The sequence below is a fragment of the Pseudomonas lyxosi genome (assembly GCF_047758685.1).
Taxonomy (GTDB): domain Bacteria; phylum Pseudomonadota; class Gammaproteobacteria; order Pseudomonadales; family Pseudomonadaceae; genus Aquipseudomonas; species Aquipseudomonas lyxosi.
Genome location: NZ_CP180481.1, coordinates 2,084,686 through 2,109,509 on the forward strand (window position 1 = coordinate 2,084,686; position 24,824 = coordinate 2,109,509).

Here is a 24,824-nt window from a genome sequence, read left to right on the forward strand (position 1 = left end):
AATAAAGGCCCTAGGAACGGAATAGACGGCTGTACTGGCGCTCATGGGCCATGCACGCCAGGGACAGGCCGAAAGCAGCGCTGCCATAGTGTTCGGGGTTGATTCGGGTGGCGTTCTGCTGGGCTTGTTGCAGCAGCGGCAGCAATTGGCTGGTCAGGCGTTGCGCGGCTTGCTGGCCCAGTGGCAGGGTTTTCATCAGCACCGCCAGTTGGTTTTCCAGCCAACTCCAGAGCCACGCCGCCAGCGCGTCCTGCGGGCTGATATTCCAGGCGCGAGCGGCCAGTGCCCAGCCGAGGGCCAAGTGCGGCTCGGGACGTTGTTCAAGAAAGGCGGGGGCCGGGGCATCGAGTTCTGGCAAGCCGTTGAGCAGTTGCTGCAACGAATAGCCCATCTGCCGGCTCTCCTGATGCAACTCGCGGGTTTCCCGGCTGGCGCGATGCTCTTCGCAGCGTTGCAGTAACTCGCCCCAGTTTTCCTCTGCTGCAGCCACGCAATGGGCAAGCAGCAGCGGTGCTTCGAAGCGTGCGAGATTCAGGATTAGCTGATCGCTGATCCAGCGTCGCGCACTGTCGGAATCATTCACGCGGCCGTTATCCACAGCCATTTCCAGGCCTTGGGAATAGCTGTAACCGCCAATCGGCAACTGCGGACTGGCCAAGCGCAACAGCGCCCAGGCTGGGTTCATGGCCGCACGCCGAACTGGTGCAGTTTCGGTGGGTAGTTGAAGTCTTCATCGCCGTGCCGCGAATGGTGGTGGCCGCCGCCATAGGCACCGTGTTCCGGCTGGAACGGCGCTTCGATGTTTTCGACCTTGGCATCAAGCTGTTCGAGCATGGCCTTGAGCACGTAGTCGTCGAGCAGGCGCAACCAGCCATCACCGACTTGCAGGGCAACGTGGCGGTTGCCGAGGTGATAGGCCGCGCGAGTCAGTTCGAAAGCATTGGCGCAGGTGACGTGCAGCAGTTGTTCGGCGCGGGCGCAGACGCGGACGATGCGCCCATCTTCGGCTTGCAGGCATTCGCCGTCATACAGCGGTGGCTGACCGCGCTCCAAAAACAGACCGACGTCTTCACCCTCGGCACTGAAACAGCGCAAACGGCTTTTGCTCCGGGCTTCGAAGGTCAGGTGCAACTCGGCGGCCCAGACGGGTTGAGGGTCGATTCTGCGATGAATCACCAGCATCGGAAGGCTTCCAGCAATGGACAATGCTTAGGCTAGAGCAAGGGGCTTGCCAATCGGGCGATACGTAGGAAATGCCTGTCGGAGCTCAGTGAGTGTGCCAAGGCGTCGCGGCAATTCGGATGAATTTGGTGCGGTGCAGAGCTGCGCGCACCAAATTGCGGCGCACAAAAAAAGATCGCAGCCTTCGGCAGCTCCTACAGAGAAATGCGATCCATGTAGGCGCTGCCGAAGGCTGCGATCTTTTAGAGGGTCACTCGGTGCTGCCGAGTCCTTGCCAATGCTTCAGGCCGATAAAGATGAATCGCAACTGCTGAGTGATTTTCGCCTGTGGCGTCAGATGCTCAGGCAGCGCCTGCGCCGGGGGATCAATGATGTCCGGCAAGGTCGCGAACACGCTTTTAACAATCAGATCGGCCATGACGCTCAGGCCGGCGATGTCCAGGTGTTGCAGCTTCGGCATCAAGGACAAGTCGGCCGCCAGGTCCGAACTGATGTCTTCGCGCAAACGGCCGATGGCCTGGCGCACTGGCAGCGAGCCGCCGTACTGCTCGCGAGCGAGAAACAGGAACTGCGAGCGATTGGCCGTGACCACGTCGAGAAAGATCCGCACCGAGGCGTCAATGATGCCGCCCATGACGAACTCGTTGTGGCGCACCAGGCGAATGGTTTCGCGGAAGGTTTGACCGACTTCACTCACCAGTACCAGGCCCAGTTCATCCATATCGGCGAAATGCCGGTAGAAACCGGTGGGCACAATCCCGGCGGTTCTGGTGACTTCGCGCAGGCTCAGGCTGCCGAATCCTCGGCCGCATTCCATCAAGTGGCGGGCAGCGTCCATCAGGGCGTTGCGGGTCTGTTGTTTCTGTTCGGCGCGGGGCAGCATCGCAAGGGTGTTTTCTGGATAAGACAGCGACGCACTCTAGCAAATCGGCTTTGCCGGCGTCGAATGACTATCGGGGGATCAAGCGGGGAAGTGAGGCATCTATAACGTCAAAAGCCCAATCCGGGGATTGGGCTTTTTTTCAGGGCCGCCATGGGCTTAGCTCAAAGCGCTGTTGCGTTCGATGACACGGTCACCACCACCTTCAGCGAGGGTTTGACCTTGTGGAGTGCGGTCGGAACCGTCAGCAGCGAGGGTTTGACCTTGTGGAGTGCGGTCGGAACCGTCAGCAGCCAGGGTTTGACCTTGTGGAGTGCGGTCGGAACCGTCAGCAGCCAGGGTTTGACCTTGTGGAGTGCGGTCGGAACCGTCAGCAGCCAGGGTTTGACCTTGTGGAGTGCGATCGGAACCGTCAGCAGCCAGGGTTTGACCTTGTGGAGTGCGATCGGAACCATCAGCAGCCAGGGTTTGGCCTTGTGGAGTACGGTCCGAACCATCCTGGGTGATCAGGCCTTTTTCTTTCAGGCGATCATTACCACCTTCGGCAACGGTTTGGCTGAACTCCGAGTGGGTGGATTTGACTTGTGGGGTCGCCTGGTCAGCAGCTGGCAGGGCAAAAGCTGTGCTGGCCAGCATTGAGAGGGTAAGGCTAAACAGTAATTGGCGTTTCATGATTGGGTGCTCCGTAGGAGGGCGATAAAGTGGGTACGAGGGCAATGCTACTCTCGATAAGTCGATATAAAAGTTCATAAACGCAATGGTAATAATCAACGGAATTGATTGTTCCGTGATACGGCTCTAAATCGGGCGTTTCCGGCGGATGTTTTTGCGCTGAGATGGGTATTTTCCACTCACTTGCGCCTTGCAAAAGTGCGGGCCGGTAACGCTGGATTGAGGGAGCATCCTGTCGCCGACCGATTATTTGAGTGTTAAGCGGTATTTCGGTTAAACCTGCACGCCATTTCCCAGTCCTAGACTCCATGGCAGGCCGGTTCTGGCCTAACGTTTCAAACGTGCGTCGCAGTCAGGACGCTCAGTCGTATCAGGAGCCCTGTGCAATGACGCGCACTCGTAAAATTTTTACCTGGACCCTCGCCAGCCTTGTTGTCCTGCTGGCCGTACTGGTTCTGATCATCGCGTTCTTCGATTGGAACCGGATCAAACCACCGCTTAACGCCAAAGTTTCCGAAGAGCTGCACCGCCCGTTCGCCATCAACGGCAACCTCGCGGTGGTCTGGCAGCGCGAACCCGACGAGGGCGGCTGGCGCGCGTGGGTGCCATGGCCGCATGTCGTGGCGGAGGACTTGAGCCTGGGCAACCCGGACTGGTCGAAGAGGCCGCAGATGGTCACCCTCAAGCGCGTCGAGTTGCGCCTCTCGCCCCTGGCCTTGCTGGCGCAGCGCGTGGTGATCCCGCGTATTGACCTGACCGAACCGAATGCTGACCTCCAGCGCCTTGCCGATGGTCGCGCTAACTGGACCTTCAAGTTCGACCCCAAAGACCCGAACGCCGAGCCTTCAAACTGGGTAGTGGACATCGGTGCGATCGGCTTCGACAAAGGCCATGTCACCCTCGACGACCAGAACCTGAAGACTCAGCTCGATTTGATCATCGACCCGCTGGGCAAACCGATTCCGTTCAGTGACATCGTCGGTGACAAAGCCGCGAAAACCGCGTCGGAAAAGGGTGCTGCGCCGCAGGATTACGCGTTCGCGCTGAAGGTCAAAGGCCAATACCACGGTCAGAAACTCGATGGAGAAGGCAAGGTCGGCGGCCTGCTGGCGTTGCAGGACGCGGCAATGCCGTTTCCGCTTCAGGCTCAAGTGACGATCGCTGACACCCGCGTCGAACTGGCCGGCACCCTCACCGATCCACTGAACCTCGGCGCCCTCGACTTGCGCCTGAAACTGGCCGGCACCAGCCTGGGCAATCTCTACCCGCTGACCGGCGTGACCCTGCCGGACACACCTCCGTATGAGACTGACGGGCACTTGATTGCCAAGCTGCATGAAGCAGACGGCGCGGTGTTCCGTTACGAAGACTTCAACGGCAAGATCGGTCAGAGCGACATCCATGGCAGCCTGGCCTATGTCGCCAGTCAGCCGCGCCCGAAACTCAGCGGCTCATTGCTATCCAATCAACTGCTGTTTGCCGACCTGGCCCCGTTGATCGGTGCCGATTCCAACGCCAAACAAAAGGCCCGTGGTGGCGAAAGCAAGCAGCCGGCGGACAAGGTATTGCCGGTCGAAGAGTTTAAAACCGAGCGCTGGCGCGATATGGACGCTGACGTCGAGTTCACTGGCAAGCGCATCGTCCACAGCGAAAAGCTGCCGTTCAACGATCTCTACACCCATCTGATACTCACCGACGGCGTGCTCAGCCTTGAACCCCTGCGCTTCGGTGTCGCTGGCGGCAACCTGGATGCGCAGATTCGCCTCAATGGCCGAACCGAACCGCTGGAAGGCCGGGCCAAACTCACCGCACGCAAGTTCAAACTCAAGCAGTTATTCCCGACCTTTGAACCGATGAAAACCAGCTTCGGCGAGCTCAATGGCGATGCCGACATCACCGGTCGTGGCAACTCGGTGGCCAAACTGCTGGGCACTGCCAATGGCAATCTGAAGATGCTGATCAATGACGGTGCCATCAGCCGCGAGTTGATGGAGCTGGCCGGGCTCAACGTCGGCAACTATGTGGTGGGCAAGATCTTTGGCGACAAGGAAGTGAAGATCAACTGCGCTGCCGCCGACTTCGATATCAAGACCGGACTGGCGACCACGCGTCTGTTTGTCTTCGATACTGAAAACGCGATCATCTACATCGATGGCACGGCCAACATGGCGACTGAGCAACTGGACCTGACCATCAGCCCGGAATCGAAGGGCTGGCGTTTGATTTCGCTGCGTTCGCCGTTGTACGTGCGGGGCAAGTTCATCAAGCCTGATGCGGGTGTGAAGGCTGTGCCGCTGATGCTGCGCGGGGCCGGGATGGTGGCGTTGGGTGTGATTGCGGCGCCGGCGGCGGGGTTGCTGGCGCTGGTGGCGCCGAGCGGTGGCGAACCGAATCAGTGCGCGCCGTTGCTGGAGCAGATGAAGGCCGGCAAGGCACCCGTGACCGTCAAACCCACCCGGTAACCAGAGATCGTCCCCACGCTCTGCGTGGGAATGCTTCTACGGACGCTCCGCGTTCGGCTTTGGTGGGACGCAGAGCATCCCGGGCTGCATTCCCACGCAGAGCGTGGGAACGATCAGTCATCTGCCGAAGTCCGCGATCTTGGCATTAGCCCCGACAGCGCTGCTTCCTCCTGCAACCACGCAAAAAACGCCCGGACCGGCGGATGCCGTTCGCGCCCCGGCACACACAGTGCAGCGTAACCGGCACCATCGACCTGAACCTTCTCCTTGTAAGCCACCAGCAAACCACTGGCCACGCTCTCGGACACCAGAATATTGCTCGCCAACACCAGGCCTTGACCGGCAATCGCCGCTTGCAGGGCGTAATGTTCTTCGTCGTATTCACGGACCGCTGGTTGCCCCGCAAGCCAGTTCTCGCCGGATTGTGCGCACCAGGCCTCCCAGCCGTGGGCGTACAGTTTGGAGTTGTGCCAGCGCACGCTGATCAGCGTCGGCGCTCGGCTGGCGGCCAGGGCGACTTGCTCCGGCGAGCCATAAACACCGAAGGATTCGTCGAACAGGCACAGGCCATAAAGGTTCGGGTAATCACCGAGGCTATAGCGCAGCACCAGATCGACGCTGGCGTCCTGATGCAAATCGATGACTTCGCAATGGGTATCGAGCCGCAGGCTGATGTTCGGGTGCCGGGCATAGAACCGGCCCAGCCGCGGCACCAGCCACAACGCAGCGAAAGCGGCGGTGGTAGAGATCGTCAGGCTCGCGCCGCTGCGTTGTGGGCGCAAGGTATCGACACTTTGCGCCACTTCCAGCAAGGCACCGTGCAAGCTGTGGAACAGCCGTTCACCGCAATCCGTCAGGCGAACTTGCCGTGGCAGTCGCTCGAATAACGGCACACCGAGCCAAGTCTCCAGCGAACGGATCTGATGAGAAACCGCCGTCGGCGTCACCGAGAGTTCTTCGGCGGCTGCCTTGAAGCTCAGCAGGCGCGAGGCGGATTCAAAGGCGCGCAGGGCGGTCAGCGGCAGCGAGGCAAACATTGAAAGCTCCATGGATGAAATCAATTCATCCAGACTGATTTTTGCTCATTTGAAGAGGGGCGGCTACGCGCTTCAAGCTGCAAGCCACAAGCAGTTTGAGTTTAGTCCTTCAGGAGATTCAGATGAGCACAATTCTTGCCGTACATGCCAGCCCCCGTGGCGACCGTTCTCACTCCCGGCGCTTGGCCGAGGTGTTTCTTTCAGCCTGGCAGGCGGCCAATCCTCAGTCGCACCTGACCCGTCGCGAAGTTGGTCGAGCGTTGATTCCGCCGGTCAACGAGGCTTTTGTGGCCGCCGCGTTTTACCCGGAGCCCGATGCGCGACCGCTGTCGATGCAGGCTGACCTGGCGTTCAGCGATGAACTGGTGGGCGAGTTACTCGGTCACGATTTGTTGGTGATTTCCACGCCGATGCACAACTTCAGCGTGCCCAGCGGCCTCAAGGCCTGGATCGATCAGATTGTGCGACTGGGGCTGACCTTCAATCACACCCTGGACAATGGCGTCGCTCAATACGAGCCGCTGGTGCAGGGCAAGAAGGCGTTGATCGTCACCAGTCGCGGCGGGTTCGGTTTCGGGCCCGGTGGAGAACTTGAGGCGATGAACCATGCCGATCCGCTGTTGCGAACGGCATTGGGGTTCATCGGCATCACCGACATCACGGTCGTGGCCGCCGAAGGCGAAGAATCCGAAGCGCGCACCTTCCAGATCTCCGCCGCCGAGGCCGAGCAGCGCTTGCTGGCGCTGGCCAGGGAGTTCTAGATGGCCTGGCTGTTTTTGCTGATCGCCGCCGGCTTCGAAGTTACCTTTGCCATGGGCATGAAGTACGCCGAAGGCTTCACCCGGCTCTGGCCGTCGATGATCACGGTGGTGGCCGCGGTGGGCGGGATCTACTTCCTGACCTTGGCCATGCGCGAGTTGCCGGTGAGCATCGCTTACCCGATCTGGACCGCCATCGGCTCACTGGGCACGGTGTTTCTCGGGTTCGCGCTGCTTGGCGAAAGCCTGACGGCGGTCAAACTGGTGTCGGTCGGATTGATCGTGGCGGGGGTGGTGGGGCTGAAGTAGGGCTGGATGTCATAGACTGGTCGTCGAGTTGTCATCTTCGATGCCGATGCTTGGCTGATGTCTTGCATTCAGCCTTGCGTCACCTCACCGATCACAAGGACGTTCGCCCATGTCGCAAGGTTCCGCCACGCGTTATCCGTTGGTGCTGGTCCCGGGAATGCTCGGGTTTATCCGTCTGCTGCTCTATCCGTATTGGTACGGGATTATCTCGGCGTTGCGCCGGGGTGGGGCTTTGGTGTTTGCGGTGCAGGTTTCTCCGCTCAATTCCAGCGAGGTACGTGGCGAGCAGTTGCTGGCGCGGATCGAGGAGATTCTGCGCGAAACCGGGGCCGAGAAGGTCAACCTGATCGGCCATAGCCAGGGCTCTCTCACCGCCCGTTACGCCGCCGCCAAACGCCCGGATCGGGTGGCTTCGGTGACGTCGGTGGCAGGACCCAATCACGGTTCAGAGCTGGCGGATTACCTGCAAAAACACTATCCGGGAGACAGCGCCAAGGGGCGTTTGCTCAGCGTTTTGCTGCGCTGGATCAGTGCGCTGATGAGCCTGTTGGATACCGGTTATCGCGGACCGAAATTGCCGGTGGATATCCATGCCTCTCATCATTCCCTGACGACGGAAGGCGTGGCGCTGTTCAACCAGCGTTATCCACAGGGCTTGCCTGAAACCTGGGGTGGGCATGGGCCGGAAGAGGTCAACGGCGTGCGGTATTACTCCTGGTCCGGGACCTTGCAGCCGGGCAAGACCGATCGCGGGCGAAACCTGTTTGATGGGACCAACCGCAGTTGTCGGTTGTTTGCCAGAACCTTCGTTCGAGAAGTCGGGCATTGCGACGGGATGGTCGGGCGTTACAGCTCACATCTGGGGACGGTGATCGGCGATGAGTATCCAATGGATCACTTCGACATCGTCAATCAGTCGTTGGGTTTGGTGGGCAAGGGCGCGGAGCCGGTGCGGTTGTTTGTCGAGCATGCTGCACGGTTGAAAGCGGCTGGGGTTTAGACCGCGTTATCGTTCATCGCGGGCAAGCCCGCTCCCACAGGGATATCACCGTCCTTGTGGGAGCGTGGCTTGCCCGCGATGGCGTCGGGTCAGGCAACCCTGACCTTACGGCCGAACACCGTGGTCCAGCGCTCCGACAAAATCACCCCACCCAACGTCAACATCCCACCCACCAGGTGATACATCGCCAACTGTTCATGCAGCACCACCGCCGCAATCAGCGCAGTAATCAGCGGCAGCAGATTGAAAAACAGCGTGGTCCGGCTCGGACCCAGGCGCACCACGGCCTGCATCCACGCCAATGGCGCAACCATCGAGGCCAGCAGGCAGGCGTAAAGCACCAGCGGAATGTTCTGCAGCGTCGGGCCGATCTTCGGTGACGCGAGGAACAGCGGAAACAACACCACTACCGCCACCCATACCTGCAAGTACAGCAACACCAGCGGCGGTAAACGCAGCTGCCACTTTTTCAGCAGCGTGCTGTAGATCGCGTAGGCCAGGGTGGCGATCAGCATCATCGCGTCACCCAGGTTCACCCCGTGTTGGAGCAGCGCACCAAGGCTGCCGGATGAGACGACCACCAAAACCCCCGCGAACGACAGCACCGCACCGGCCAGGGCTCCGATGGTCAGGCGCTGGCCCAGGCTAATGATCGCCATGGCCAGTGACATCAACGGCATCAGCGACAGGATGATCCCCATGTTGGTGGCCGAGGTCAGGCTCGCGGCGAAGTACGCCAGGCTTTGGTAAACAGCCATGCCGAGCACGCCGAGCACAAAGATCTTGCCCAGGTTCGGGCGGATCGCTGGCCAATGGGCGATCACCGGTTTGAGCATAAAGGGTGTGAACAGCAGTCCGGCAAGCAGCCAGCGGTAAAAACCGATCTCGGCGGGAAAGATCGCCCCGGCCGACATTTTGGTGATCACGGTGTTGCCGGCCCAGATGAAAATGGCCAACAGGGGATAAGCGTATTGCATGGGGAAAAACCAGAACGTTAATGAGGGGTGATTATCGCCTGTCTGGATACAAGCCTATACTTCGATCCAGACAACCTGCCCCTGATGACGGACAGCATGAACGGTAAACACATCGACCTGCTCGACTTCAGCGAACTGCCTGCCCCGGTGTACTTCCGGTATGCCGATTTTGATGCGCATCGTTATGCCTCGGCGCACCGTCATCCGTGGGGCACGCTGGAGTATTCGGCCCACGGCGTATTGCACATGGATATCGGTGGCAGCCGCTTCATGTCACCGCCGCAATATGCGGTGTGGGTGCCGCCGCAGACCGAGCACAGCTTCTACAGCCATCAGCCAATCAACTATCGCGCGGTCTGCCTGGCTCCGCCGATGTGCCACGACCTGCCGCAACAGGCCTGCACCCTGGCCATCAGCGACATCCTCAAAGCGATCCTCAAAGACTTTGCCGCACGCGATGTGAAGATTCCCGAACACGACGCTGACAAACGTCTCGCTCAGGTGTTGGTGGATCAGCTGCAACAGGCGCCCATCCACGAGTGTTATCTGCCCTACGCCAGCAGCCCCGGCTTGCTCGGGATACTCGAAGCCTTGCAGGCCGAGCCGGGTGATAACCGGCCCTTGGCGGAGTGGGCCGCGCAGATCCATGTCAGCGAACGCACCCTGGCGCGGCGGTTCGTGCGTGAGTTGGGCATGAGTTTTGGTGAGTGGCGGCAGCGGTTGCGGTTTCTGGCGGCGATCGAAGCGCTGGATAGCCATCGCAGCATTCAGGAGATCGCCTTCGACATGGGCTACAGCACCGGTTCAGCGTTTATCGCGATGTTTCAACGCCAGGCGGAGTGCACGCCGGAACAGTATCGACGCAGTCACCTTGAGGCCAGGAAGGTGTAACAGGTGTTGTCTACACTCCAGAGCGAGGCCGTGCTCGTCGGTGCGGCAACAAGGAGAAAACTCCATGAAGATGTTGCGTGTCCCTTTGTTGATGATCGGTTTGCTGCTCTGCGCCCAGGGCTTCGCCGCCACCGAGCAACAGAACAAGATGACCACCTGCAATGCTGACGCTACCGCGAAAACCCTCAAGGGAGACGAACGTAAAGCCTTCATGAGCAATTGCCTCAAAGCTGCACCCGCCGCCGATGCCGCCAAACCCCTGACGCCTCAGCAAGAAAAAATGAAAACCTGCAACGCCGATGCCGCCACTCAAGCGCTCAAGGGCGATGCGCGCAAAACCTTCATGAGCGATTGCCTGAAGAAAAAATAAACATTGGACCGGGATATGTGGGGGCTGTCAGGGCCTCATCGCGGGCAAGCCCGCTCCCACAGGGATTTCGGATGTCAGCACATTTTTTGTTAAGCACAGATACCGTGTGGGAGCGGGCTTGCCCGCGATGAGGCCTGAAAGGACGCTGAAAATCCCACTAAGGTCGACCTACACAATCCCTAGTGCTGGCATCGGAACGCTGGCAGACTGCCAATCCTTTTACGCCGTTCGTTTTGAGGCTGTATGCCAACGTTTTCTCAGCGTCACGTTTTGCTGCTAATCAGTTGGGTCATCATTTTCGGCGGTTTGTTGCTGGTGATACCGCTGCGGTTGCTGCCCAGTCTGCTGGCCGGGCTGCTGGTGTTCGAACTGGTCAACATGCTCACCCCGCAATTGCAGCGCCTGATCGAAGGTCGGCGTGCGCGCTGGCTGGCGGTGGCGTTGTTGGGAACGCTAGTGGTCAGTGTGTTGACGCTGATCTTTGCCGGTGCCTTCAGCTTTCTGCTGCATGAAGCGGAAAACCCCGGCGCTTCTCTCGACAAATTCATGGGTGTGGTTGATCGGGCGCGCGGGCAACTGCCGCCGTTCATCGACGCCTATCTGCCTGCCAGCGCTGCCGAGTTCCGCGTGGCGATTGGCGAGTGGGTGAGCAAGCACCTCAGCGACTTGCAGCTGGTGGGCAAGGACGCGGCGCACATGTTTGTGACGCTGCTGATCGGCATGGTGCTGGGGGCGATCATTGCCTTGCAGCGCGTGCCGGACGTGACCAAGCGCAAACCATTGGCCGCCGCGCTGTTCGACCGCTTGCACCTGCTGGTCCAGGCGTTTCGCAACATCGTGTTCGCCCAGATCAAGATTTCCCTGCTCAACACCTTCTTCACCGGGATTTTCCTGGCGGTGGTCCTGCCGATGTTCGGGATCAAGCTGCCACTGACCAAAACCCTGATCGTACTGACGTTCCTGCTCGGCCTGCTGCCGGTGATCGGCAACCTGATGTCGAACACCCTGATCACCATCGTCGGTCTGTCGCTGTCGATCTGGGTGGCCGTGGCGGCGCTGGGGTACCTGATTTTTATCCACAAGCTCGAATACTTTCTCAACGCGCGCATCGTTGGCGGGCAGATCAGTGCCAAGTCGTGGGAGTTGCTGCTGGCGATGCTGGTGTTCGAGGCCGCGTTCGGCCTGCCGGGGGTGGTGGCGGGGCCGATTTATTACGCGTACCTGAAGAGTGAGTTGAAGCAGGTGGGGATGGTTTGATCCAAGGCATGCAGTGCCTGATCTGACGCTATCGCGGGCAAGCCCGCTCCCACAAAGGCAGCGCATGACCCTGTGGGAGCGTGGCTTGCTCGCGATGGGGGCGCCCTGGTTTTGGATCAGTCCATGTTGCCGTAGCGCTTCATCGCTTCAATCGCCAAGCCACTGCCGATACTGCCGAAGATGTTCCCTTCCACATGCTGCGCGTTAGGCAACATCGCCGAGACGCTGTTGCGCAGTGCCGGAATCCCGCTCGAACCCCCGGTGAAAAACACCGTATCCACCTGATCGACCCGCACATTGGCGTCGTTCAGCAGTTGGGTCACGCTGTTGCGCACGCGCTCCAGCAAGTTGTCGATGGCCGATTCGAACAGTGCCCGGCTCAACTCCACACTCAAACCCGGTTCGATGCGATCCAGCGGCACATGGCGGCTGTCGGCGTGGGTCAGCTGGATCTTGGTTTCTTCCACTTCCATGGCCAGCCAGTGGCCGGCGCGCTGGTCGATCAGCTTGAACAGGCGATCGATGCCGCCCGTGTCTTCGATGTCGTAACGCATGCTGCCCAGCGCCAGGGTCGACTTCTGCGAGTACACCGAGTTGATGGTGTGCCAGGTCGCCAGGTTCATGTGGTGGCTGGTCGGCATGTAAGCGCCGCTCTTCATCCGGCTACCGTAGCCGAACAGCGGCATCAGGCCTTGCAGGCTCAGCTGCTTGTCGAAATCGGTCCCGCCGATGTGTACGCCGCCGGTGGCGAGGATGTCATCGTGACGGTTGTCGTGGGTACGGCGTTCAGGGGACAGGCGCACCAGCGAGAAGTCTGACGTACCACCGCCGATGTCGACGATCAGTACCAGCTCTTCTTTTTCAATGGTCGACTCATAGTCGAAGGCCGCCGCAATCGGTTCGTACTGGAACGAAACGTCCTTGAAGCCGATGGCGCGTGCCACATCGACCAAGGTGTTTTCAGCTTCCTGGTCGGCCAATTCATCGTCATCGACGAAGAACACCGGACGACCGAGCACCACTTCCTCGAACTCGCGACCGGCGGCGGTTTCGGCGCGCTTCTTCAGTTGGCCGATAAACAACCCAAGCAAATCCTTGAACGGCATCGCCGTGCCGAGGACGCTGGTGTCGTGTTTGATCAGCTTGGAGCCCAGCAGGCTCTTGAGCGAGCGCATCAACCGGCCTTCATAACCTTCCAGGTACTCGTGCAGCGCGAGGCGGCCGTACACCGGGCGGCGTTCTTCCATGTTGAAGAAGACCACCGAAGGCAGGGTGATCTTGTCGTCCTCCAGCGCGATCAGCGTTTCCATGCCGGGGCGCAGCCAGCCGACGGTGGAGTTGGACGTGCCGAAGTCGATACCACAGGCACGGGCTGGAGATGCGTTTTTCATGTCTTTCGAGTTCCGGTTAAAAAACGGCCGCGCAGTGTATGTCAGTGCGGCGCAGATTCGAAGGCCGACTATCCGCTAAATCTCAGCGATTAGCGCCTTGATAAGACGGACAGATGCCCCAAACTTGTCTGCATTGGGCCTGGCAGCCATCGGACGGTCGCAAGAACCGTCCTCCGCTGCCGATAAACTTCTGATGCGCTACCCGGTCACAACCTTGAGATCGGTCAACCTCGCGGCTGCCAATAAGCGCATGCTGCCGGTGGTGGCGCGATATCGATAACGGATGGTGATCCTTAGATGGACTTCAAAGACTATTACAAGATTCTCGGTGTGGAACCGACCGCGGACGATAAGACGATCAAGGCCGCCTATCGCAAGCTGGCGCGCAAGTATCACCCGGACGTCAGCAAGGAAAAGGACGCCGAGTCCAAATTCAAAGACGCCTCGGAAGCCTATGAAGCGCTGAAAAGCGCCGACAAGCGCGCCGAATACGACGACTTGCGCAAATACGGCCAGCACGGCCAACCGTTCCAGGGCCCGCCGGGTTGGCAGGGGCGTGGCGCAGGCGGTTTCGGCGGTGGTCAGGACACAGGCGATTTTTCGGACTTCTTCAGTTCGATTTTCGGCAACCGTGGCCCTGGTTTTGGTGGTGGACAGTCGGGCCGCAGCGCCGGGCGTCGAGGGCAAGACGTGGAAATGGAACTTGGGATTTTTCTGGAAGAAACCCTCTCGAACGAATCGAAGAAGGTCACCTTCCAGGTGCCGCAGTACAACGCTGCCGGCCAGCATGTCAGCAACACCAGCAAAAGCCTGAACGTGAAGATCCCGGCCGGCGTGGCTGACGGCGAGCGCATCCGCCTCAAGGGCCAGGGTGCACCGGGCACTGGTGGCGGGGCCAATGGCGACTTGTTCCTGATCATTCGCTTTGCGCCGCACCCCAAGTTCGACGTCGAAGGCGAGAACCTGATCATTACCTTGCCGCTGGCCCCCTGGGAGTTGGCATTAGGTACTGAGGTGGCAGTGCCTACACTGACAGGCAAGATCAACCTCAAGATTCCGGCCGGCAGTCAGAATGGCCAGCGCATGCGCGCCAAGGGCCACGGTTTGCTGAACAAGGCCGGTCATCGTGGTTATCTGTTTGTACAACTCAAGGCCGTCATGCCTAAAGCCTCGGACGACGAGGTCAAGGCGTTGTGGCAGGAACTGGCGAAAAAAGCGGCTTTCAACCCCAGAGAAAACTTCTGATCCAAGAGACGGAGTAGCCCATCATGAGCAACCCCCTGATCGTTCAACTGGACATGGCAGAATTCTGTGAGGCGACCGACCTGTCGGACGTCTACGTGATCGAGATCGTCGAGCACGGCATCCTCGAACCTCAGGGTAACCAGCCCAAGGATTGGCGTTTCAACGATTATGAGTTGGCGCTGGCCAAACGTGCCGCCAAGCTGCGGCACGATCTGGAGCTGGAATGGGAAGGCGTCGCCCTGGCGCTGGACCTGCTGGAAGAGGTCCAGCAACTGCGGGCCGAGAACCGCATGCTCAAGCAGCGGTTGGCTCGGTTGGTGATCGAATAAGGTCCATCACGCCTGGCGCGGTAGCACCACGGTAAACAGCGTGCCATCAGCCTCGTTCGAGCTGACCTCGATCGTCCCGGAATGGGCGTTGACCACTTCCTTGACGATAAACAGGCCCAAACCGAGGCTGGTGGATGGCTGGCCCAGTTCTTCGTCGGCGCTGCGCACCAGTGGATCGAAGATCGTGCCGATAGCGTCCTCGGGAATCGGCGCTCCGTAGTTATGCACCGTGAGGCGAACCGTGTCGGGTTCGCCGCTGAGGGTGACTGTCACGTCACGCTTGTTCAAACCATGTTGCAACGCATTGCCGATCAGGTTCTGCAGCAGTTGGTCAAGCCGCCCGGCATCCCACACACCGCGGGTGTCACCCTGCACGTTCACCGTCAGATCGCATTCCGGGTTGCCGGCGCACGCTTCGGCAATCGCAGCGTGCGCCGCATCGGCCAGGTCCATGGGCGCCGGTTCGATTGGCAGGCTCTTGCCCAGGCGACTGCGCACAAGCTCCAGTAAATCGCTGACCATCACCGCCATGTGCCGTGCGCCGCGCTTGATATGGATCGCGCAGGTCAGCGCATCGCCTTCGAGCGGCGCTTTGCGCAGCAGCAACTCTGTGGACATGCTGATCGCTTGCAGCGGCGCGCGCAGATCGTGGCCGAGGATTGCCAGGAAAATATCTCGTGAGCGATTGACCTGCTCGGCATAAGCCGCCGTCGATTCGGCGAGGGCTTCATCGATCGCTTCGTTGAAACGGATCATGTCCTGGAAGTACGCCAGGTCCGGCGAGTCCAGGCTGTTGACCCACAGACGAATCACACAAGCCCGCAGGTGGCGGAATTCGCTGGTCATCTGCACCAGGTCGAAGCCCACGGTATGCCGTAGCTCGCCGTGGCTGGCGCTGGCTTTGTCCAGACTCGGGGTTTTCTCCGGACCTTCACCCTTGGCTTTTGCCAGCTGTTCGCTGGCGGTCTGGGGCTTGGTCATGTCCCGCGCTGCCGCCAGCAGAATCGCCTTGGCATGGTCGCGCAAGGCCGCGCGGTCCATGTTTTCGGCTGCCGGGGTGATCGTTTTGGCGAACTGTTCCCATTCATCGACGATACGGTCAACGTGCTGGACGATGAAATCACTGAGGCGCATGGGCATTTACCTGAAGCGCAAAGGGCGGGTGGCGCATCTTAAGCCCCCTATCTGACTCTAGCGAATATTCCGGATGACGTACGTGCCCGGACGAGCCCGACCTCAGGGCTGGTGCCGCTTGAAGTCGGGCCTTGCGGATTCAGAACAGGAAATACCGCTGGGCCATCGGCAACACATCCGCCGGTTCACACCACAACAGCACGCCATCGGCCTTGACCTGATAAGTCTGCGGATCGACGTCGATGTTCGGCAGGTAATCGTTGTGTATCAGGTCGGTTTTCTGCACCTCGCGGCAACCTTTGACCACAGCGATTTTCTTCTTCAAACCCAGGGCTTCTGGAAGCCCGGCCTCCTGCGCCGCCTGGCTGATAAAGGTCAGGCTGGTGGCATGCAGCGAACCCCCGTAGCTGGCAAACATCGGGCGGTAATGCACCGGTTGCGGTGTCGGGATCGACGCGTTGGCATCGCCCATCAGGCTGGCCGCGATGGCGCCGCCCTTGAGAATCAGCGTCGGTTTGACCCCGAAAAACGCCGGGCGCCAGAGCACCAGATCGGCCCATTTACCCACTTCGACTGAGCCCACTTCATGGCTGATGCCGTGGGTGATCGCCGGGTTGATGGTGTACTTGGCGATGTAGCGTTTGGCGCGGAAGTTGTCGTTGCCTTCGCCATCACCGGGCAATGGGCCGCGCTGCTTTTTCATCTTGTCGGCGGTTTGCCAGGTGCGGGTGATGACTTCTCCAACGCGGCCCATGGCCTGGCTGTCGGAGCTGATCATCGAGAACGCGCCGAGGTCGTGGAGGATGTCTTCGGCGGCGATGGTTTCACGGCGGATGCGGCTTTCGGCGAACGCTACGTCTTCGGCAATGCTTGGGTCCAGGTGATGGCAGACCATCAGCATGTCGAGGTGTTCGTCGATGGTATTACGGGTGAACGGCCGGGTCGGGTTGGTGGAACTCGGCAGCACGTTGGCAAACCCGCAGGCCTTGATGATGTCCGGCGCGTGACCGCCACCGGCGCCTTCGGTGTGATAGGTGTGGATGGTGCGGCCCTTGAAGGCGGCGAGGGTGGTTTCGACGAAGCCCGATTCGTTGAGCGTGTCGGTGTGGATCGCCACTTGTACGTCGTACTGGTCGGCGACGTTGAGGCAGTTGTCGATGCTCGCCGGCGTGGTGCCCCAGTCTTCGTGCAACTTCAGGCCGATGGCGCCAGCCTTGACCTGCTCGATCAACGGCTCCGGCAGGCTGGCGTTGCCCTTGCCGGTGAAGCCAATGTTCATCGGGAACGCATCGGCGGCCTGGAGCATGCGCGCCAAGTGCCACGGCCCGGACGTGCAGGTGGTTGCGTTGGTGCCGGTGGCCGGGCCGGTGCCGCCGCCGATCATGGTGGTGACGCCGCTCATCAATGCTTCTTCGATCTGCTGCGGGCAGATGAAATGGATGTGCGTGTCGATGCCACCCGCGGTGAGGATCATGCCTTCACCGGCGATGACTTCGGTGCTGGCGCCGACTGCGATGGTCACGTTCGGCTGGATATCCGGATTGCCGGCCTTGCCGATGGCGGCGATGCGCCCGTCCTTGAGGCCGACATCGGCCTTGACGATGCCCCAGTGGTCGATGATCAGCGCGTTGGTGATCAGGGTGTCGACGACCTCTGCGGCGAGTAATTGGCTTTGGCCCTGGCCGTCGCGGATGACTTTACCGCCGCCGAATTTCACTTCTTCACCGTAGGTGGTGAAGTCCTTTTCTACTTCGATCCACAGTTCAGTGTCGGCCAGACGGACCTTGTCACCGACGGTGGGACCGAACATGTCGGCGTAGGCTTGTCTCGAGATTTTCATGCGCTTGCCTTGGGATTCAATTGATTTTGAGACCGCTCGCGTAGCTCGCTATCGCAGCCTCGCTCCGCTCGACAGCTCCTACAGAGGAGTTCGCATAAAATTTCGGTTGTCCTCGGCCCCTGTAGGAGCTGTCGAGCGAAGCGAGGCTGCGATCTTTTTGGGTGCACCGCAGATATCAGTCGAGTTCACCCATGATCCGCCCGGCAAACCCGAACACCCGGCGATGCCCGGCCAGGTCTACCAACTCGACCTCGCGGCTCTGTCCCGGTTCGAAGCGCACGGCGGTGCCGGCGGGGATGTTCAGGCGCATGCCGCGGCTGGCGGCGCGGTCGAACGTCAGCGCATCGTTGGTTTCGAAGAAGTGGTAATGCGAGCCGACCTGGATCGGGCGGTCGCCGCTGTTGGCCACTTTCAGGCTGAGGGTGCGACGGCCAACGTTAAGTTCGATGTCGCCGGGCTGGATCTGGTATTCACCGGGAATCATCAATGGGCTCCTTGGAGAATCTTGTAGTAGAGCGCGGTCGGTTTGTAACGACCGATCGGGTCGCAGGCATAGTCGGGGATTTCGCCGGCGCGGGTGTAACCCAGGGCCTTGTAGAAGTCTTCGGCAGGGGAGCCGGCTTCGGTGTCGAGGTAGAGCATGCCGCGCTTGTGCTGGAGAGCGGCCGTTTCCAGCGCACTCATCAACTGCTGCCCCAGACCCCGGCGACGCGCATGTTCGCGTACCAGCAGTTTTTGCACTTCGGCGCGGTTCAGGCCATTGGCTTTCTGGCACAGGGTCAGTTGCACGCTGGCCTGCACTTGCTCGTCCTTGACCACCACCCACAGCAGCACGTTGCCCTTGTTCAGGTTCTCCTGGACATCATCGAAATAGGCTCGGGCCTGGGTGGCGTCAAGATTGGCCATGAACCCGACGCTGGCGCCATAGCCGACGGCGTCGAGCAGCAGATCAATCAAACCCTGACGATAGTGCGCAAAGCTTTCAACATTGACGCGGCGCAGTTGGGCGGCGTTCATGGCAAATTACTCCTTGTTGGCGGTCGGCGGTTCCGCGCCAGGATTGAGGGTCAGTTGCATGAAGGTCAGGTCCAGCCAGCGACCGAACTTGGTGCCCACCTGGGGCATCTGGCCGGTCGTCACGAAACCGGCTCGTTCATGCAGGCGAATAGAAGCGGCGTTACCGCTTTCGATGGCGGCGACCATCACATGTTTGTCGCAGTCTTTGGCGCGCTCGATCAACACGGTCATCAATTGCGGGCCGAGACCATTGCCACGCTGGTCGCTGCGCACGTAAACCGAGTGCTCGACGGTGTGGCGGAACCCGTCGAACGGCCGCCAGTCACCGAATGAAGCGTAGCCCAGCACAGTGTTGTCGCCGTCGACGATCACCAGAATCGGGTAGCCCTGGGATTGGCGGGCGCTGAACCAGGCCTGGCGGTTACCCAAATCCACGGCCTGTTCGTTCCAGATGGCCGTGGTGTTGAGCACGGCGTCGTTGTAGATGTCGCGGATCGCCGGCAAGTCGGCATGCGCTGCATCGCGGATGTGGTAAGTCATGGCGCGGCCTCAGGCGATCGGTTGGTGAACGGTGACCAGTTTGGTGCCGTCGGGAAAGGTCGCTTCGACCTGGATCTCCGGGATCATTTCCGGGATGCCTTCCATCACTTGTTCGCGGCTGAGCAGGGTGGTGCCGAAATGCATCAGCTCGGCCACGGTCTGGCCGTCACGCGCGCCTTCGAGCAGCGCTGCGGAAATGTAAGCCATGGCTTCCGGGTAGTTGAGTTTCACGCCGCGCGCCAAACGCCGCTCGGCCACGAGGCCGGCGGTGAAGATCAACAGCTTGTCTTTTTCGCGTGGGGTCAGGTCCATCGTTTGGAATCCATTGTTGGCAGAATGAAAATCTAATGTCTTGGTTCAGGTGGCCCATATTCGCGGCGGGACGGCTTCACGGCCTAATAGTGCCGGGCGCAATAATCGCCACAAATCAATCAGCCAACCGCGCGCCAGCAGCGCTTCACTGGCCAGGCAACGAGCGACTAACAGCCCCGGCAACTGGGTCAGATCTCCGCGCACGTCATGGGGCAGCGAACGGCAACGCTCCAGTAAGTCGCTATCGATGTCCCCGGTCACCAACAGCGTCGCAAACACCGGTTGCCCATCCAGGCCAATCGGCGAATCAAGCAAACCATCACCCCCGACAATGCGCTGGCGTTCATGCCAGAGCAACTGGCCGTCGCGGCGGATGTCCAGCTGCGCCTGAAAATGCCCGCGGTCGAAGCGCTCGCCACTGGCCGGGCGACCCAGCGCCACCACGTCCCAATAAAACACCCGCGCATCGCCTTCCAGATCAATCGAAGTGCTGAGTTCAGCCTGGGCGGCGCTGAAGATAATCGTCTCTTGTGGCAGCCATTCCAGTGTCGCGCCGGCGGCTACTTTCAAGTCGAGCTTCTGATAGGCGGGCCCCGCTGCGCGATACCACTTGGCCGCGCCGGGGCTGGTGATTTGCGCCCAGGCATCGCGCCCGACACTGGCCGAGATGTCCAGCCGATCACCGCCGGCAATCCCGCCCGGCGGGTGCACGATGATGTGCTGGCAAACTTCCGGCCCTTCGGCATACAGATGCTTCTGCACCCGCAGCGGGCCTTTGTGGCGGCGCTGAACCGGGCGCGTACTGTCGCCGAATCGGGCGTAGCCGAGTTCCAGCTCGGCGCGCCAACTGGGGGTAAACACGGCAGTGGGAACAGGTAAATTCATGATGTCTAATTATCGTTAGGGCGCTACAGATTAGATCGTAACCAGACCGCGAACACCCTCGGCCTCCATATTTTCTCCGCGACCCTGTTGCACGATTTCGCCCCGGGACATCACCAGGTACTGATCGGCCAGTTCGGCGGCGAAATCGTAGAACTGCTCCACCAGCAAAATCGCCATATCACCACGGGCCGCAAGCTTCTTGATCACTGCGCCGATTTCCTTGATAACCGATGGCTGGATGCCTTCGGTGGGCTCGTCGAGAATCAGCAGGCGTGGACGGCTGGCCAATGCGCGGCCGATCGCCAATTGCTGCTGCTGACCACCGGACAAGTCGCCGCCGCGCCGTTGCTTCATCTGCAGCAGCACCGGAAACAGTTCGTAGATGAACGCCGGGACTTCCTTGGCTTCAGCACCGGGAAATCGCGACAGGCCCATCAACAGGTTTTCCTCCACGGTCAGCCGGCCGAAAATTTCCCGACCCTGAGGCACGTAAGCGATCCCGGCGTGAACCCGCTGGTGTGGCTTGAACGTGGTAATCGGTTTGCCTTCCCAGTTCACCGCGCCTTCTTTGGCCGGCAGCAAACCCATGAGGCACTTGAGCAAGGTGGTCTTGCCCACACCGTTGCGCCCGAGCAGGCAGGTGACTTCGCCGACCTTCACCTCAAACGTCAGGCCGCGCAGGATGTGGCTACCGCCGTAATACTGGTGCAGCTTGTCGACTTGCAGCATGTTCAAATTCTCCTGAAAGCTAGCGACCGAGGTACACCTCGATGACGCGCTCGTTTTCCTGCACCTGTTCCAGCGACCCTTCGGCCAGCACGCTGCCCTGGTGCAACACGGTGACGTGGTCGGCAATGGAGCCGACAAAACCCATGTCGTGTTCCACCACCATCAGCGAATGCTTGCCCGCGAGGCTCTTGAACAGCTCGGCGGTGAATTCGGTTTCGGCGTCGGTCATGCCCGCTACCGGCTCGTCGAGCAGCAGCAGTTGCGGGTCCTGCATCAGCAACATGCCGATCTCCAGAAACTGCTTCTGACCGTGGGACAACAAACCCGCCGGACGATTGACCGACGTGGTCAGGCGAATGGTCTCCAGCACTTCGCTGATGCGATCTTTCTGTTCGCCACTCAGGCGAGCCCGCAGGCTGGCCCACACCGATTTGTCGGTTTTCTGCGCCAGCTCCAGGTTTTCAAAAACGCTCAAGGCTTCGAACACTGTCGGCTTCTGGAACTTGCGACCGATGCCGGCCTGGGCGATTTGCACTTCGCTCATCTGCGTCAGGTCGAGGGTTTCACCGAACCAGGCCTTGCCGTGACTCGGACGGGTCTTGCCGGTGATCACGTCCATCAGCGTGGTCTTGCCCGCGCCGTTGGGGCCGATGATGCAGCGCAGTTCGCCGACACCGATGTACAGGTTCAGATCGTTCAGCGCCTTGAAACCATCGAAGCTGACGCTGATGTCTTCCAGGGTCAGGATGGTGCCATGGCGAGTGTTCAGGCCGGGGCCGACGCGCTGGCCGAGGCCGATGGCGTCGCGGCTGCTGCCGGCGTCCCTGTTCGGTTCGAGGGGCGGAAAAAACGCCGGTTCGAGCATGAATTCAGCCGTCGCAGTCACTCTCATTGCTCACCCCTTTTTTTAAGCAGACCGATCACGCCTTTGGGCAGGTACAGGGTCACGACGATGAACAGCGCACCGAGGAAGAACAGCCAGTATTCCGGGAAAGCCACGGTGAACCAGCTCTTCATTCCGTTGACCACACCGGCACCGAGCAACGGGCCGATCAGCGTGCCGCGACCACCCAGCGCCACCCACACGGCGGCTTCAATGGAGTTGGTCGGTGACATTTCACTCGGGTTGATAATCCCGACTTGCGGCACGTACAACGCGCCGGCCAGGCCGCACAACACTGCGCTCAACACCCAGACGAACAGCTTGAAACCACGTGGGTCATACCCACAAAACATCAGGCGGTTTTCCGCATCCCGCAGGGCGGTCAACACCCGGCCGAACTTGCTCTGCGCCAGCCGCCAACCGATGAACAGGCTTGCCACCAGCAACACCACCGTGGCGAAAAACAACACCGCGCGAGTGCCCGGTTCGGTGATGCCAAACCCGAGAATGGTGCGGAAATTGGTGAAGCCGTTGTTGCCGCCAAACCCCGTTTCGTTGCGAAAGAACAGCAGCATTCCGGCGAAGGTCAGGGCCTGGGTCATGATCGAGAAATACACGCCCTTGATCCGCGAGCGGAAGGCGAAGAAGCCGAACACCAGCGCCAGCAAACCCGGCGCCAACACCACCAGACACATCGACCAGAGGAAACTGCTGGTGCCGGTCCAGTACCACGGTAATTCGGTCCACGACAAAAAGGTCATGAACGCTGGCAAGCCATCACCCGACGCCTGGCGCATCAGGTACATGCCCATCGCATAACCGCCGAGGGCGAAGAACAAGCCATGGCCGAGGGACAGCAGACCGGCGTAACCCCAGACCAGATCGAGGGCCAGCGCGACAATCGCATAGCAAAGAATCTTGCCCACCAACGTCAGCGTGTAAGCCGAGATGTGAAACACGCTGTCCGGGGACAACAACGACAGCAGCGGCAACGTCAGCAACAGAATGAGGATCACCGCGCCAACGGCGATCGTGACTTTGGGGCCGGCCTTTTGCGTGGCCGTGAGCATCAGAGGCTGGTTCATCAGTCGATCACCCGTCCTTTCAGTGCGAAGAGGCCTTGCGGACGTTTCTGGATAAACAGAATGATCAGCGCGAGGATCAGGATCTTGCCGAGCACGGCACCGATCTGCGGTTCGAGAATCTTGTTGGCGATGCCCAGACCGAAGGCAGCCAGCACGCTACCGGCCAGTTGACCGACACCACCGAGCACCACCACCAGGAACGAGTCGATGATGTAGCTTTGGCCGAGGTCCGGGCCGACGTTGCCGATCTGGCTGAGGGCTACGCCACCGAGTCCGGCAATGCCCGAGCCGAGACCGAAGGCGAGCATGTCCACGCGCCCGGTGGGTACGCCGCAGCAGGCCGCCATGTTGCGGTTCTGGGTGACGGCGCGCACATTCAAGCCGAGGCGCGTCTTGTTCAGCAGCAGCCAGGTCAGCACCACCACAAACAGTGCGAAGGCGATGATGACGATGCGGTTGTACGGCAGCACCAGGTTGGGCAGCACTTGAATCCCGCCCGATAGCCACGCCGGGTTGGCCACTTCAACGTTCTGTGCACCGAACACCAACCGAACAAGCTGAATCAGCATCAGGCTGATGCCCCACGTGGCGAGCAGGGTTTCCAGCGGGCGGCCGTAGAGGTGGCGAATCACCGTGCGTTCCAGTGCCATGCCGATAGCGGCGGTCACGAAAAACGCTACCGGCAAGGCGATCAGCGGGTAGTACTCGATGGCTTGCGGGGCGAAGCGCTGGAACATCAGCTGCACCACGTACGTCGAGTACGCGCCGAGCATCAGCATCTCGCCGTGAGCCATGTTGATGACCCCGAGCAGACCGAAGGTGATCGCCAGACCGAGGGCCGCGAGCAACAGGATCGAACCGAGTGACATACCGCTAAAGGCCTGTCCGAGGACCTCGCCGATCAGCAGTTTGCGTTTGACTTGAGCGAGGCTGGTTTCGGCAGCGGTACGCACATTGGCGTCGGCTTCGACACCGGGTTGCAGCAGGCTTTCGAGGCGGGTGCGAGCCAGTGGGTCGCCGGTTTCGCCGAGCAGGCGAACAGCGGCAAGGCGCACGGCCGGGTCGGTGTCCACCAGTTGCAGGTTGGCCAGCGCCAGGCTCAAAGCCGCGTGAACGCTTTCATCTTTTTCGCCAGCCAGTTGCTGGTCGAGGAATTTCAACTGCGCCGGTTTGGCGCTTTTCTGCAATTGCTGCGCGGCGGCCAGACGGGTTTTGGCGTCGGTGGCGAGCAATTGGTGGCTGGCCAGAGCGGTGTCGATCAGACCCCGCAGGCGGTTGTTCAGGCGCAAGGTTTTCGGTTGGCCGTCGACGGTCAACTCGCCTTGTTGCAGGGCGTTGATCAGCTCGATACGCGCCGGATCGGGCTGCGCGGCCCAGGCTTCCAGAAGCTTGGCTTGCTGCACGGGATTGGCCGCGACGAAGTCTTCGGCGTCGCCGGCATGGGTGGCCATTGGCAGTAAGAGTGCAATGGCGAGGATGAGACGGTAAAGGGCAGTTGGCATGTCATTGGCCTTGCGTATTGATCGTTCCCACGCTCCGCGTGGGAATGCCTCACCGGACGCTCCGCGTCCGCTTTTGGGACGCGGAGCGTCCCTGGCTGCATTCCCACGCTGAGCGTGGGAACGATCGGTTGTGCGGA

The 24,824-nt window shown here is 60.5% G+C and carries 27 protein-coding genes; 9 read left to right on the forward strand and 18 right to left on the reverse strand.

All coding sequences use genetic code 11. The features are described 5' to 3' along the window. Positions 1 to 10 precede the first annotated feature (10 nt). From ACMXYI_RS09700 to ACMXYI_RS09715, 4 genes are all read right to left on the reverse strand, one after another. Positions 11 to 685, reverse strand: coding sequence for an urease accessory protein UreF (locus ACMXYI_RS09700; RefSeq protein ID WP_415773048.1), 675 nt, complete (start codon positions 683 to 685; stop codon positions 11 to 13). After that, on the reverse strand, positions 682 to 1,182 hold the full coding sequence (gene ureE / locus ACMXYI_RS09705) for an urease accessory protein UreE (RefSeq protein WP_415773049.1): 501 nt from the start codon (positions 1,180 to 1,182) through the stop codon (positions 682 to 684). Before ureE ends, ACMXYI_RS09700 begins: the two co-directional genes overlap by 4 nt. 250 nt (positions 1,183 to 1,432) lie before the next feature. Further along, complete coding sequence (locus ACMXYI_RS09710; RefSeq protein WP_415773050.1) at positions 1,433 to 2,065, reverse strand: TetR family transcriptional regulator; 633 nt, start codon at positions 2,063 to 2,065, stop codon at positions 1,433 to 1,435. Between the two features lie 156 nt (positions 2,066 to 2,221). Continuing rightward, on the reverse strand, positions 2,222 to 2,734 hold the full coding sequence (locus tag ACMXYI_RS09715; RefSeq protein WP_415773051.1) for a hypothetical protein: 513 nt from the start codon (positions 2,732 to 2,734) through the stop codon (positions 2,222 to 2,224). A gap of 386 nt (positions 2,735 to 3,120) precedes the next feature. Here ACMXYI_RS09715 and ACMXYI_RS09720 point away from each other — a divergent pair, with 386 nt between their 5' ends. After that, the gene (locus tag ACMXYI_RS09720) at positions 3,121 to 5,196 is read left to right on the forward strand and encodes an AsmA family protein (protein ID WP_415773052.1); all 2,076 of its coding nucleotides are present in this window, start codon (positions 3,121 to 3,123) and stop codon (positions 5,194 to 5,196) included. A gap of 113 nt (positions 5,197 to 5,309) precedes the next feature. On the opposite strand, the gene ACMXYI_RS09725 is transcribed toward ACMXYI_RS09720, so the two are convergent. Continuing rightward, the gene (locus ACMXYI_RS09725) at positions 5,310 to 6,245 is read right to left on the reverse strand and encodes a LysR substrate-binding domain-containing protein (RefSeq protein ID WP_415773053.1); all 936 of its coding nucleotides are present in this window, start codon (positions 6,243 to 6,245) and stop codon (positions 5,310 to 5,312) included. A 110-nt stretch (positions 6,246 to 6,355) separates the two neighbouring features. Between ACMXYI_RS09725 and ACMXYI_RS09730 the strand changes: the two genes are divergently transcribed. From ACMXYI_RS09730 to ACMXYI_RS09740, 3 genes are all read left to right on the forward strand, one after another. Next, positions 6,356 to 6,994, forward strand: a complete 639-nt coding sequence (locus ACMXYI_RS09730) for an FMN-dependent NADH-azoreductase (protein ID WP_415773054.1) — start codon at positions 6,356 to 6,358, stop codon at positions 6,992 to 6,994. Further along, entirely contained in the window at positions 6,995 to 7,300 is a 306-nt protein-coding gene (locus tag ACMXYI_RS09735) for a DMT family transporter (RefSeq protein ID WP_008157366.1), read from the forward strand. Positions 7,301 to 7,409: 109 nt separating this feature from the next. After that, the gene (locus tag ACMXYI_RS09740) at positions 7,410 to 8,300 is read left to right on the forward strand and encodes an alpha/beta fold hydrolase (protein ID WP_415773055.1); all 891 of its coding nucleotides are present in this window, start codon (positions 7,410 to 7,412) and stop codon (positions 8,298 to 8,300) included. Between the two features lie 89 nt (positions 8,301 to 8,389). On the opposite strand, the gene ACMXYI_RS09745 is transcribed toward ACMXYI_RS09740, so the two are convergent. Next, positions 8,390 to 9,277: a DMT family transporter gene (locus ACMXYI_RS09745; RefSeq protein WP_415773056.1), complete on the reverse strand. Its 888-nt coding sequence runs from the start codon at positions 9,275 to 9,277 to the stop codon at positions 8,390 to 8,392. A 96-nt stretch (positions 9,278 to 9,373) separates the two neighbouring features. Between ACMXYI_RS09745 and ACMXYI_RS09750 the strand changes: the two genes are divergently transcribed. The 3 genes from ACMXYI_RS09750 to ACMXYI_RS09760 all read left to right on the forward strand — a co-directional run bounded on the left by ACMXYI_RS09750 (position 9,374) and on the right by ACMXYI_RS09760 (position 11,795). After that, positions 9,374 to 10,168, forward strand: coding sequence for an AraC family transcriptional regulator (locus ACMXYI_RS09750; RefSeq protein ID WP_415773057.1), 795 nt, complete (start codon positions 9,374 to 9,376; stop codon positions 10,166 to 10,168). Between the two features lie 64 nt (positions 10,169 to 10,232). Next, the gene (locus ACMXYI_RS09755; protein ID WP_150656601.1) at positions 10,233 to 10,538 is read left to right on the forward strand and encodes a PsiF family protein; all 306 of its coding nucleotides are present in this window, start codon (positions 10,233 to 10,235) and stop codon (positions 10,536 to 10,538) included. A gap of 243 nt (positions 10,539 to 10,781) precedes the next feature. Then, a complete protein-coding gene (locus tag ACMXYI_RS09760; protein ID WP_149630185.1) occupies positions 10,782 to 11,795 on the forward strand; it encodes an AI-2E family transporter in 1,014 nt (337 codons plus the stop codon). Positions 11,796 to 11,911: 116 nt separating this feature from the next. On the opposite strand, the gene ACMXYI_RS09765 is transcribed toward ACMXYI_RS09760, so the two are convergent. Continuing rightward, a complete protein-coding gene (locus tag ACMXYI_RS09765; RefSeq protein ID WP_415773058.1) occupies positions 11,912 to 13,186 on the reverse strand; it encodes an Hsp70 family protein in 1,275 nt (424 codons plus the stop codon). Positions 13,187 to 13,483: 297 nt separating this feature from the next. Between ACMXYI_RS09765 and ACMXYI_RS09770 the strand changes: the two genes are divergently transcribed. Both ACMXYI_RS09770 and ACMXYI_RS09775 read left to right on the forward strand, forming a co-directional pair. Then, complete coding sequence (locus ACMXYI_RS09770) at positions 13,484 to 14,431, forward strand: DnaJ C-terminal domain-containing protein (RefSeq protein WP_415773059.1); 948 nt, start codon at positions 13,484 to 13,486, stop codon at positions 14,429 to 14,431. A gap of 23 nt (positions 14,432 to 14,454) precedes the next feature. Next, positions 14,455 to 14,760, forward strand: a complete 306-nt coding sequence (locus ACMXYI_RS09775; protein ID WP_415773060.1) for a chaperone modulator CbpM — start codon at positions 14,455 to 14,457, stop codon at positions 14,758 to 14,760. Positions 14,761 to 14,766: 6 nt separating this feature from the next. Here the strand turns inward: ACMXYI_RS09775 and ACMXYI_RS09780 are convergent, their stop codons facing one another. The 11 genes from ACMXYI_RS09780 to urtB all read right to left on the reverse strand — a co-directional run bounded on the left by ACMXYI_RS09780 (position 14,767) and on the right by urtB (position 24,687). Next, positions 14,767 to 15,894, reverse strand: coding sequence for a sensor histidine kinase (locus ACMXYI_RS09780; protein ID WP_415773061.1), 1,128 nt, complete (start codon positions 15,892 to 15,894; stop codon positions 14,767 to 14,769). Between the two features lie 139 nt (positions 15,895 to 16,033). After that, positions 16,034 to 17,734, reverse strand: a complete 1,701-nt coding sequence (gene ureC / locus ACMXYI_RS09785; protein ID WP_109627749.1) for an urease subunit alpha — start codon at positions 17,732 to 17,734, stop codon at positions 16,034 to 16,036. Positions 17,735 to 17,909: 175 nt separating this feature from the next. Next, a complete protein-coding gene (locus tag ACMXYI_RS09790) occupies positions 17,910 to 18,218 on the reverse strand; it encodes an urease subunit beta (protein ID WP_253416985.1) in 309 nt (102 codons plus the stop codon). Beyond that, the gene (locus tag ACMXYI_RS09795; protein ID WP_415773062.1) at positions 18,218 to 18,751 is read right to left on the reverse strand and encodes a GNAT family N-acetyltransferase; all 534 of its coding nucleotides are present in this window, start codon (positions 18,749 to 18,751) and stop codon (positions 18,218 to 18,220) included. The genes ACMXYI_RS09790 and ACMXYI_RS09795 overlap by 1 nt, the downstream gene beginning before the upstream one ends. Positions 18,752 to 18,757: 6 nt before the next feature. After that, a complete protein-coding gene (locus ACMXYI_RS09800) occupies positions 18,758 to 19,291 on the reverse strand; it encodes a GNAT family N-acetyltransferase (RefSeq protein WP_415773063.1) in 534 nt (177 codons plus the stop codon). A 9-nt stretch (positions 19,292 to 19,300) separates the two neighbouring features. Continuing rightward, positions 19,301 to 19,603 carry an urease subunit gamma gene (ureA, locus tag ACMXYI_RS09805; RefSeq protein ID WP_007907366.1) on the reverse strand — a complete coding sequence of 101 codons (303 nt, stop codon included), beginning with the start codon at positions 19,601 to 19,603 and terminating at the stop codon, positions 19,301 to 19,303. A gap of 45 nt (positions 19,604 to 19,648) precedes the next feature. Continuing rightward, on the reverse strand, positions 19,649 to 20,488 hold the full coding sequence (locus ACMXYI_RS09810; RefSeq protein WP_415773064.1) for an urease accessory protein UreD: 840 nt from the start codon (positions 20,486 to 20,488) through the stop codon (positions 19,649 to 19,651). Between the two features lie 30 nt (positions 20,489 to 20,518). Next, positions 20,519 to 21,217, reverse strand: a complete 699-nt coding sequence (gene urtE / locus ACMXYI_RS09815) for an urea ABC transporter ATP-binding subunit UrtE (RefSeq protein WP_123358638.1) — start codon at positions 21,215 to 21,217, stop codon at positions 20,519 to 20,521. A 19-nt stretch (positions 21,218 to 21,236) separates the two neighbouring features. Continuing rightward, positions 21,237 to 22,109: an urea ABC transporter ATP-binding protein UrtD gene (gene urtD / locus ACMXYI_RS09820; RefSeq protein ID WP_095127349.1), complete on the reverse strand. Its 873-nt coding sequence runs from the start codon at positions 22,107 to 22,109 to the stop codon at positions 21,237 to 21,239. Beyond that, positions 22,106 to 23,185, reverse strand: a complete 1,080-nt coding sequence (gene urtC / locus ACMXYI_RS09825) for an urea ABC transporter permease subunit UrtC (RefSeq protein WP_415773065.1) — start codon at positions 23,183 to 23,185, stop codon at positions 22,106 to 22,108. Before urtC ends, urtD begins: the two co-directional genes overlap by 4 nt. Then, a complete protein-coding gene (gene urtB, locus ACMXYI_RS09830; RefSeq protein WP_415773066.1) occupies positions 23,185 to 24,687 on the reverse strand; it encodes an urea ABC transporter permease subunit UrtB in 1,503 nt (500 codons plus the stop codon). Before urtB ends, urtC begins: the two co-directional genes overlap by 1 nt. Positions 24,688 to 24,824: the final 137 nt, after the last annotated feature.

What these genes read in the sequence shown, in the direction of transcription:
- ureE (WP_415773049.1), bottom strand. Translation starts at nt 1,182, where the DNA reads ATGCTGGTGATTCATCGCAGAATCGACCCTCAACCCGTCTGGGCCGCC.
- ACMXYI_RS09710 (WP_415773050.1), bottom strand. Translation starts at nt 2,065, where the DNA reads ATGCTGCCCCGCGCCGAACAGAAACAACAGACCCGCAACGCCCTGATG.
- ACMXYI_RS09790 (WP_253416985.1), bottom strand. Translation starts at nt 18,218, where the DNA reads ATGATTCCCGGTGAATACCAGATCCAGCCCGGCGACATCGAACTTAAC.
- ACMXYI_RS09735 (WP_008157366.1), top strand. Translation starts at nt 6,995, where the DNA reads ATGGCCTGGCTGTTTTTGCTGATCGCCGCCGGCTTCGAAGTTACCTTT.
- ACMXYI_RS09760 (WP_149630185.1), top strand. Translation starts at nt 10,782, where the DNA reads ATGCCAACGTTTTCTCAGCGTCACGTTTTGCTGCTAATCAGTTGGGTC.
- ACMXYI_RS09725 (WP_415773053.1), bottom strand. Translation starts at nt 6,245, where the DNA reads ATGGAGCTTTCAATGTTTGCCTCGCTGCCGCTGACCGCCCTGCGCGCC.
- ACMXYI_RS09740 (WP_415773055.1), top strand. Translation starts at nt 7,410, where the DNA reads ATGTCGCAAGGTTCCGCCACGCGTTATCCGTTGGTGCTGGTCCCGGGA.
- urtE (WP_123358638.1), bottom strand. Translation starts at nt 21,217, where the DNA reads ATGCTGCAAGTCGACAAGCTGCACCAGTATTACGGCGGTAGCCACATC.
- urtB (WP_415773066.1), bottom strand. Translation starts at nt 24,687, where the DNA reads ATGCCAACTGCCCTTTACCGTCTCATCCTCGCCATTGCACTCTTACTG.
- ureA (WP_007907366.1), bottom strand. Translation starts at nt 19,603, where the DNA reads ATGGACCTGACCCCACGCGAAAAAGACAAGCTGTTGATCTTCACCGCC.
- ACMXYI_RS09715 (WP_415773051.1), bottom strand. Translation starts at nt 2,734, where the DNA reads ATGAAACGCCAATTACTGTTTAGCCTTACCCTCTCAATGCTGGCCAGC.
- ureC (WP_109627749.1), bottom strand. Translation starts at nt 17,734, where the DNA reads ATGAAAATCTCGAGACAAGCCTACGCCGACATGTTCGGTCCCACCGTC.
- ACMXYI_RS09700 (WP_415773048.1), bottom strand. Translation starts at nt 685, where the DNA reads ATGAACCCAGCCTGGGCGCTGTTGCGCTTGGCCAGTCCGCAGTTGCCG.
- ACMXYI_RS09795 (WP_415773062.1), bottom strand. Translation starts at nt 18,751, where the DNA reads ATGAACGCCGCCCAACTGCGCCGCGTCAATGTTGAAAGCTTTGCGCAC.
- ACMXYI_RS09745 (WP_415773056.1), bottom strand. Translation starts at nt 9,277, where the DNA reads ATGCAATACGCTTATCCCCTGTTGGCCATTTTCATCTGGGCCGGCAAC.
- ACMXYI_RS09775 (WP_415773060.1), top strand. Translation starts at nt 14,455, where the DNA reads ATGAGCAACCCCCTGATCGTTCAACTGGACATGGCAGAATTCTGTGAG.
- ACMXYI_RS09765 (WP_415773058.1), bottom strand. Translation starts at nt 13,186, where the DNA reads ATGAAAAACGCATCTCCAGCCCGTGCCTGTGGTATCGACTTCGGCACG.
- urtD (WP_095127349.1), bottom strand. Translation starts at nt 22,109, where the DNA reads ATGAGAGTGACTGCGACGGCTGAATTCATGCTCGAACCGGCGTTTTTT.
- ACMXYI_RS09755 (WP_150656601.1), top strand. Translation starts at nt 10,233, where the DNA reads ATGAAGATGTTGCGTGTCCCTTTGTTGATGATCGGTTTGCTGCTCTGC.
- ACMXYI_RS09770 (WP_415773059.1), top strand. Translation starts at nt 13,484, where the DNA reads ATGGACTTCAAAGACTATTACAAGATTCTCGGTGTGGAACCGACCGCG.
- ACMXYI_RS09780 (WP_415773061.1), bottom strand. Translation starts at nt 15,894, where the DNA reads ATGCGCCTCAGTGATTTCATCGTCCAGCACGTTGACCGTATCGTCGAT.
- ACMXYI_RS09800 (WP_415773063.1), bottom strand. Translation starts at nt 19,291, where the DNA reads ATGACTTACCACATCCGCGATGCAGCGCATGCCGACTTGCCGGCGATC.
- urtC (WP_415773065.1), bottom strand. Translation starts at nt 23,185, where the DNA reads ATGAACCAGCCTCTGATGCTCACGGCCACGCAAAAGGCCGGCCCCAAA.
- ACMXYI_RS09810 (WP_415773064.1), bottom strand. Translation starts at nt 20,488, where the DNA reads ATGAATTTACCTGTTCCCACTGCCGTGTTTACCCCCAGTTGGCGCGCC.
- ACMXYI_RS09720 (WP_415773052.1), top strand. Translation starts at nt 3,121, where the DNA reads ATGACGCGCACTCGTAAAATTTTTACCTGGACCCTCGCCAGCCTTGTT.
- ACMXYI_RS09750 (WP_415773057.1), top strand. Translation starts at nt 9,374, where the DNA reads ATGAACGGTAAACACATCGACCTGCTCGACTTCAGCGAACTGCCTGCC.
- ACMXYI_RS09730 (WP_415773054.1), top strand. Translation starts at nt 6,356, where the DNA reads ATGAGCACAATTCTTGCCGTACATGCCAGCCCCCGTGGCGACCGTTCT.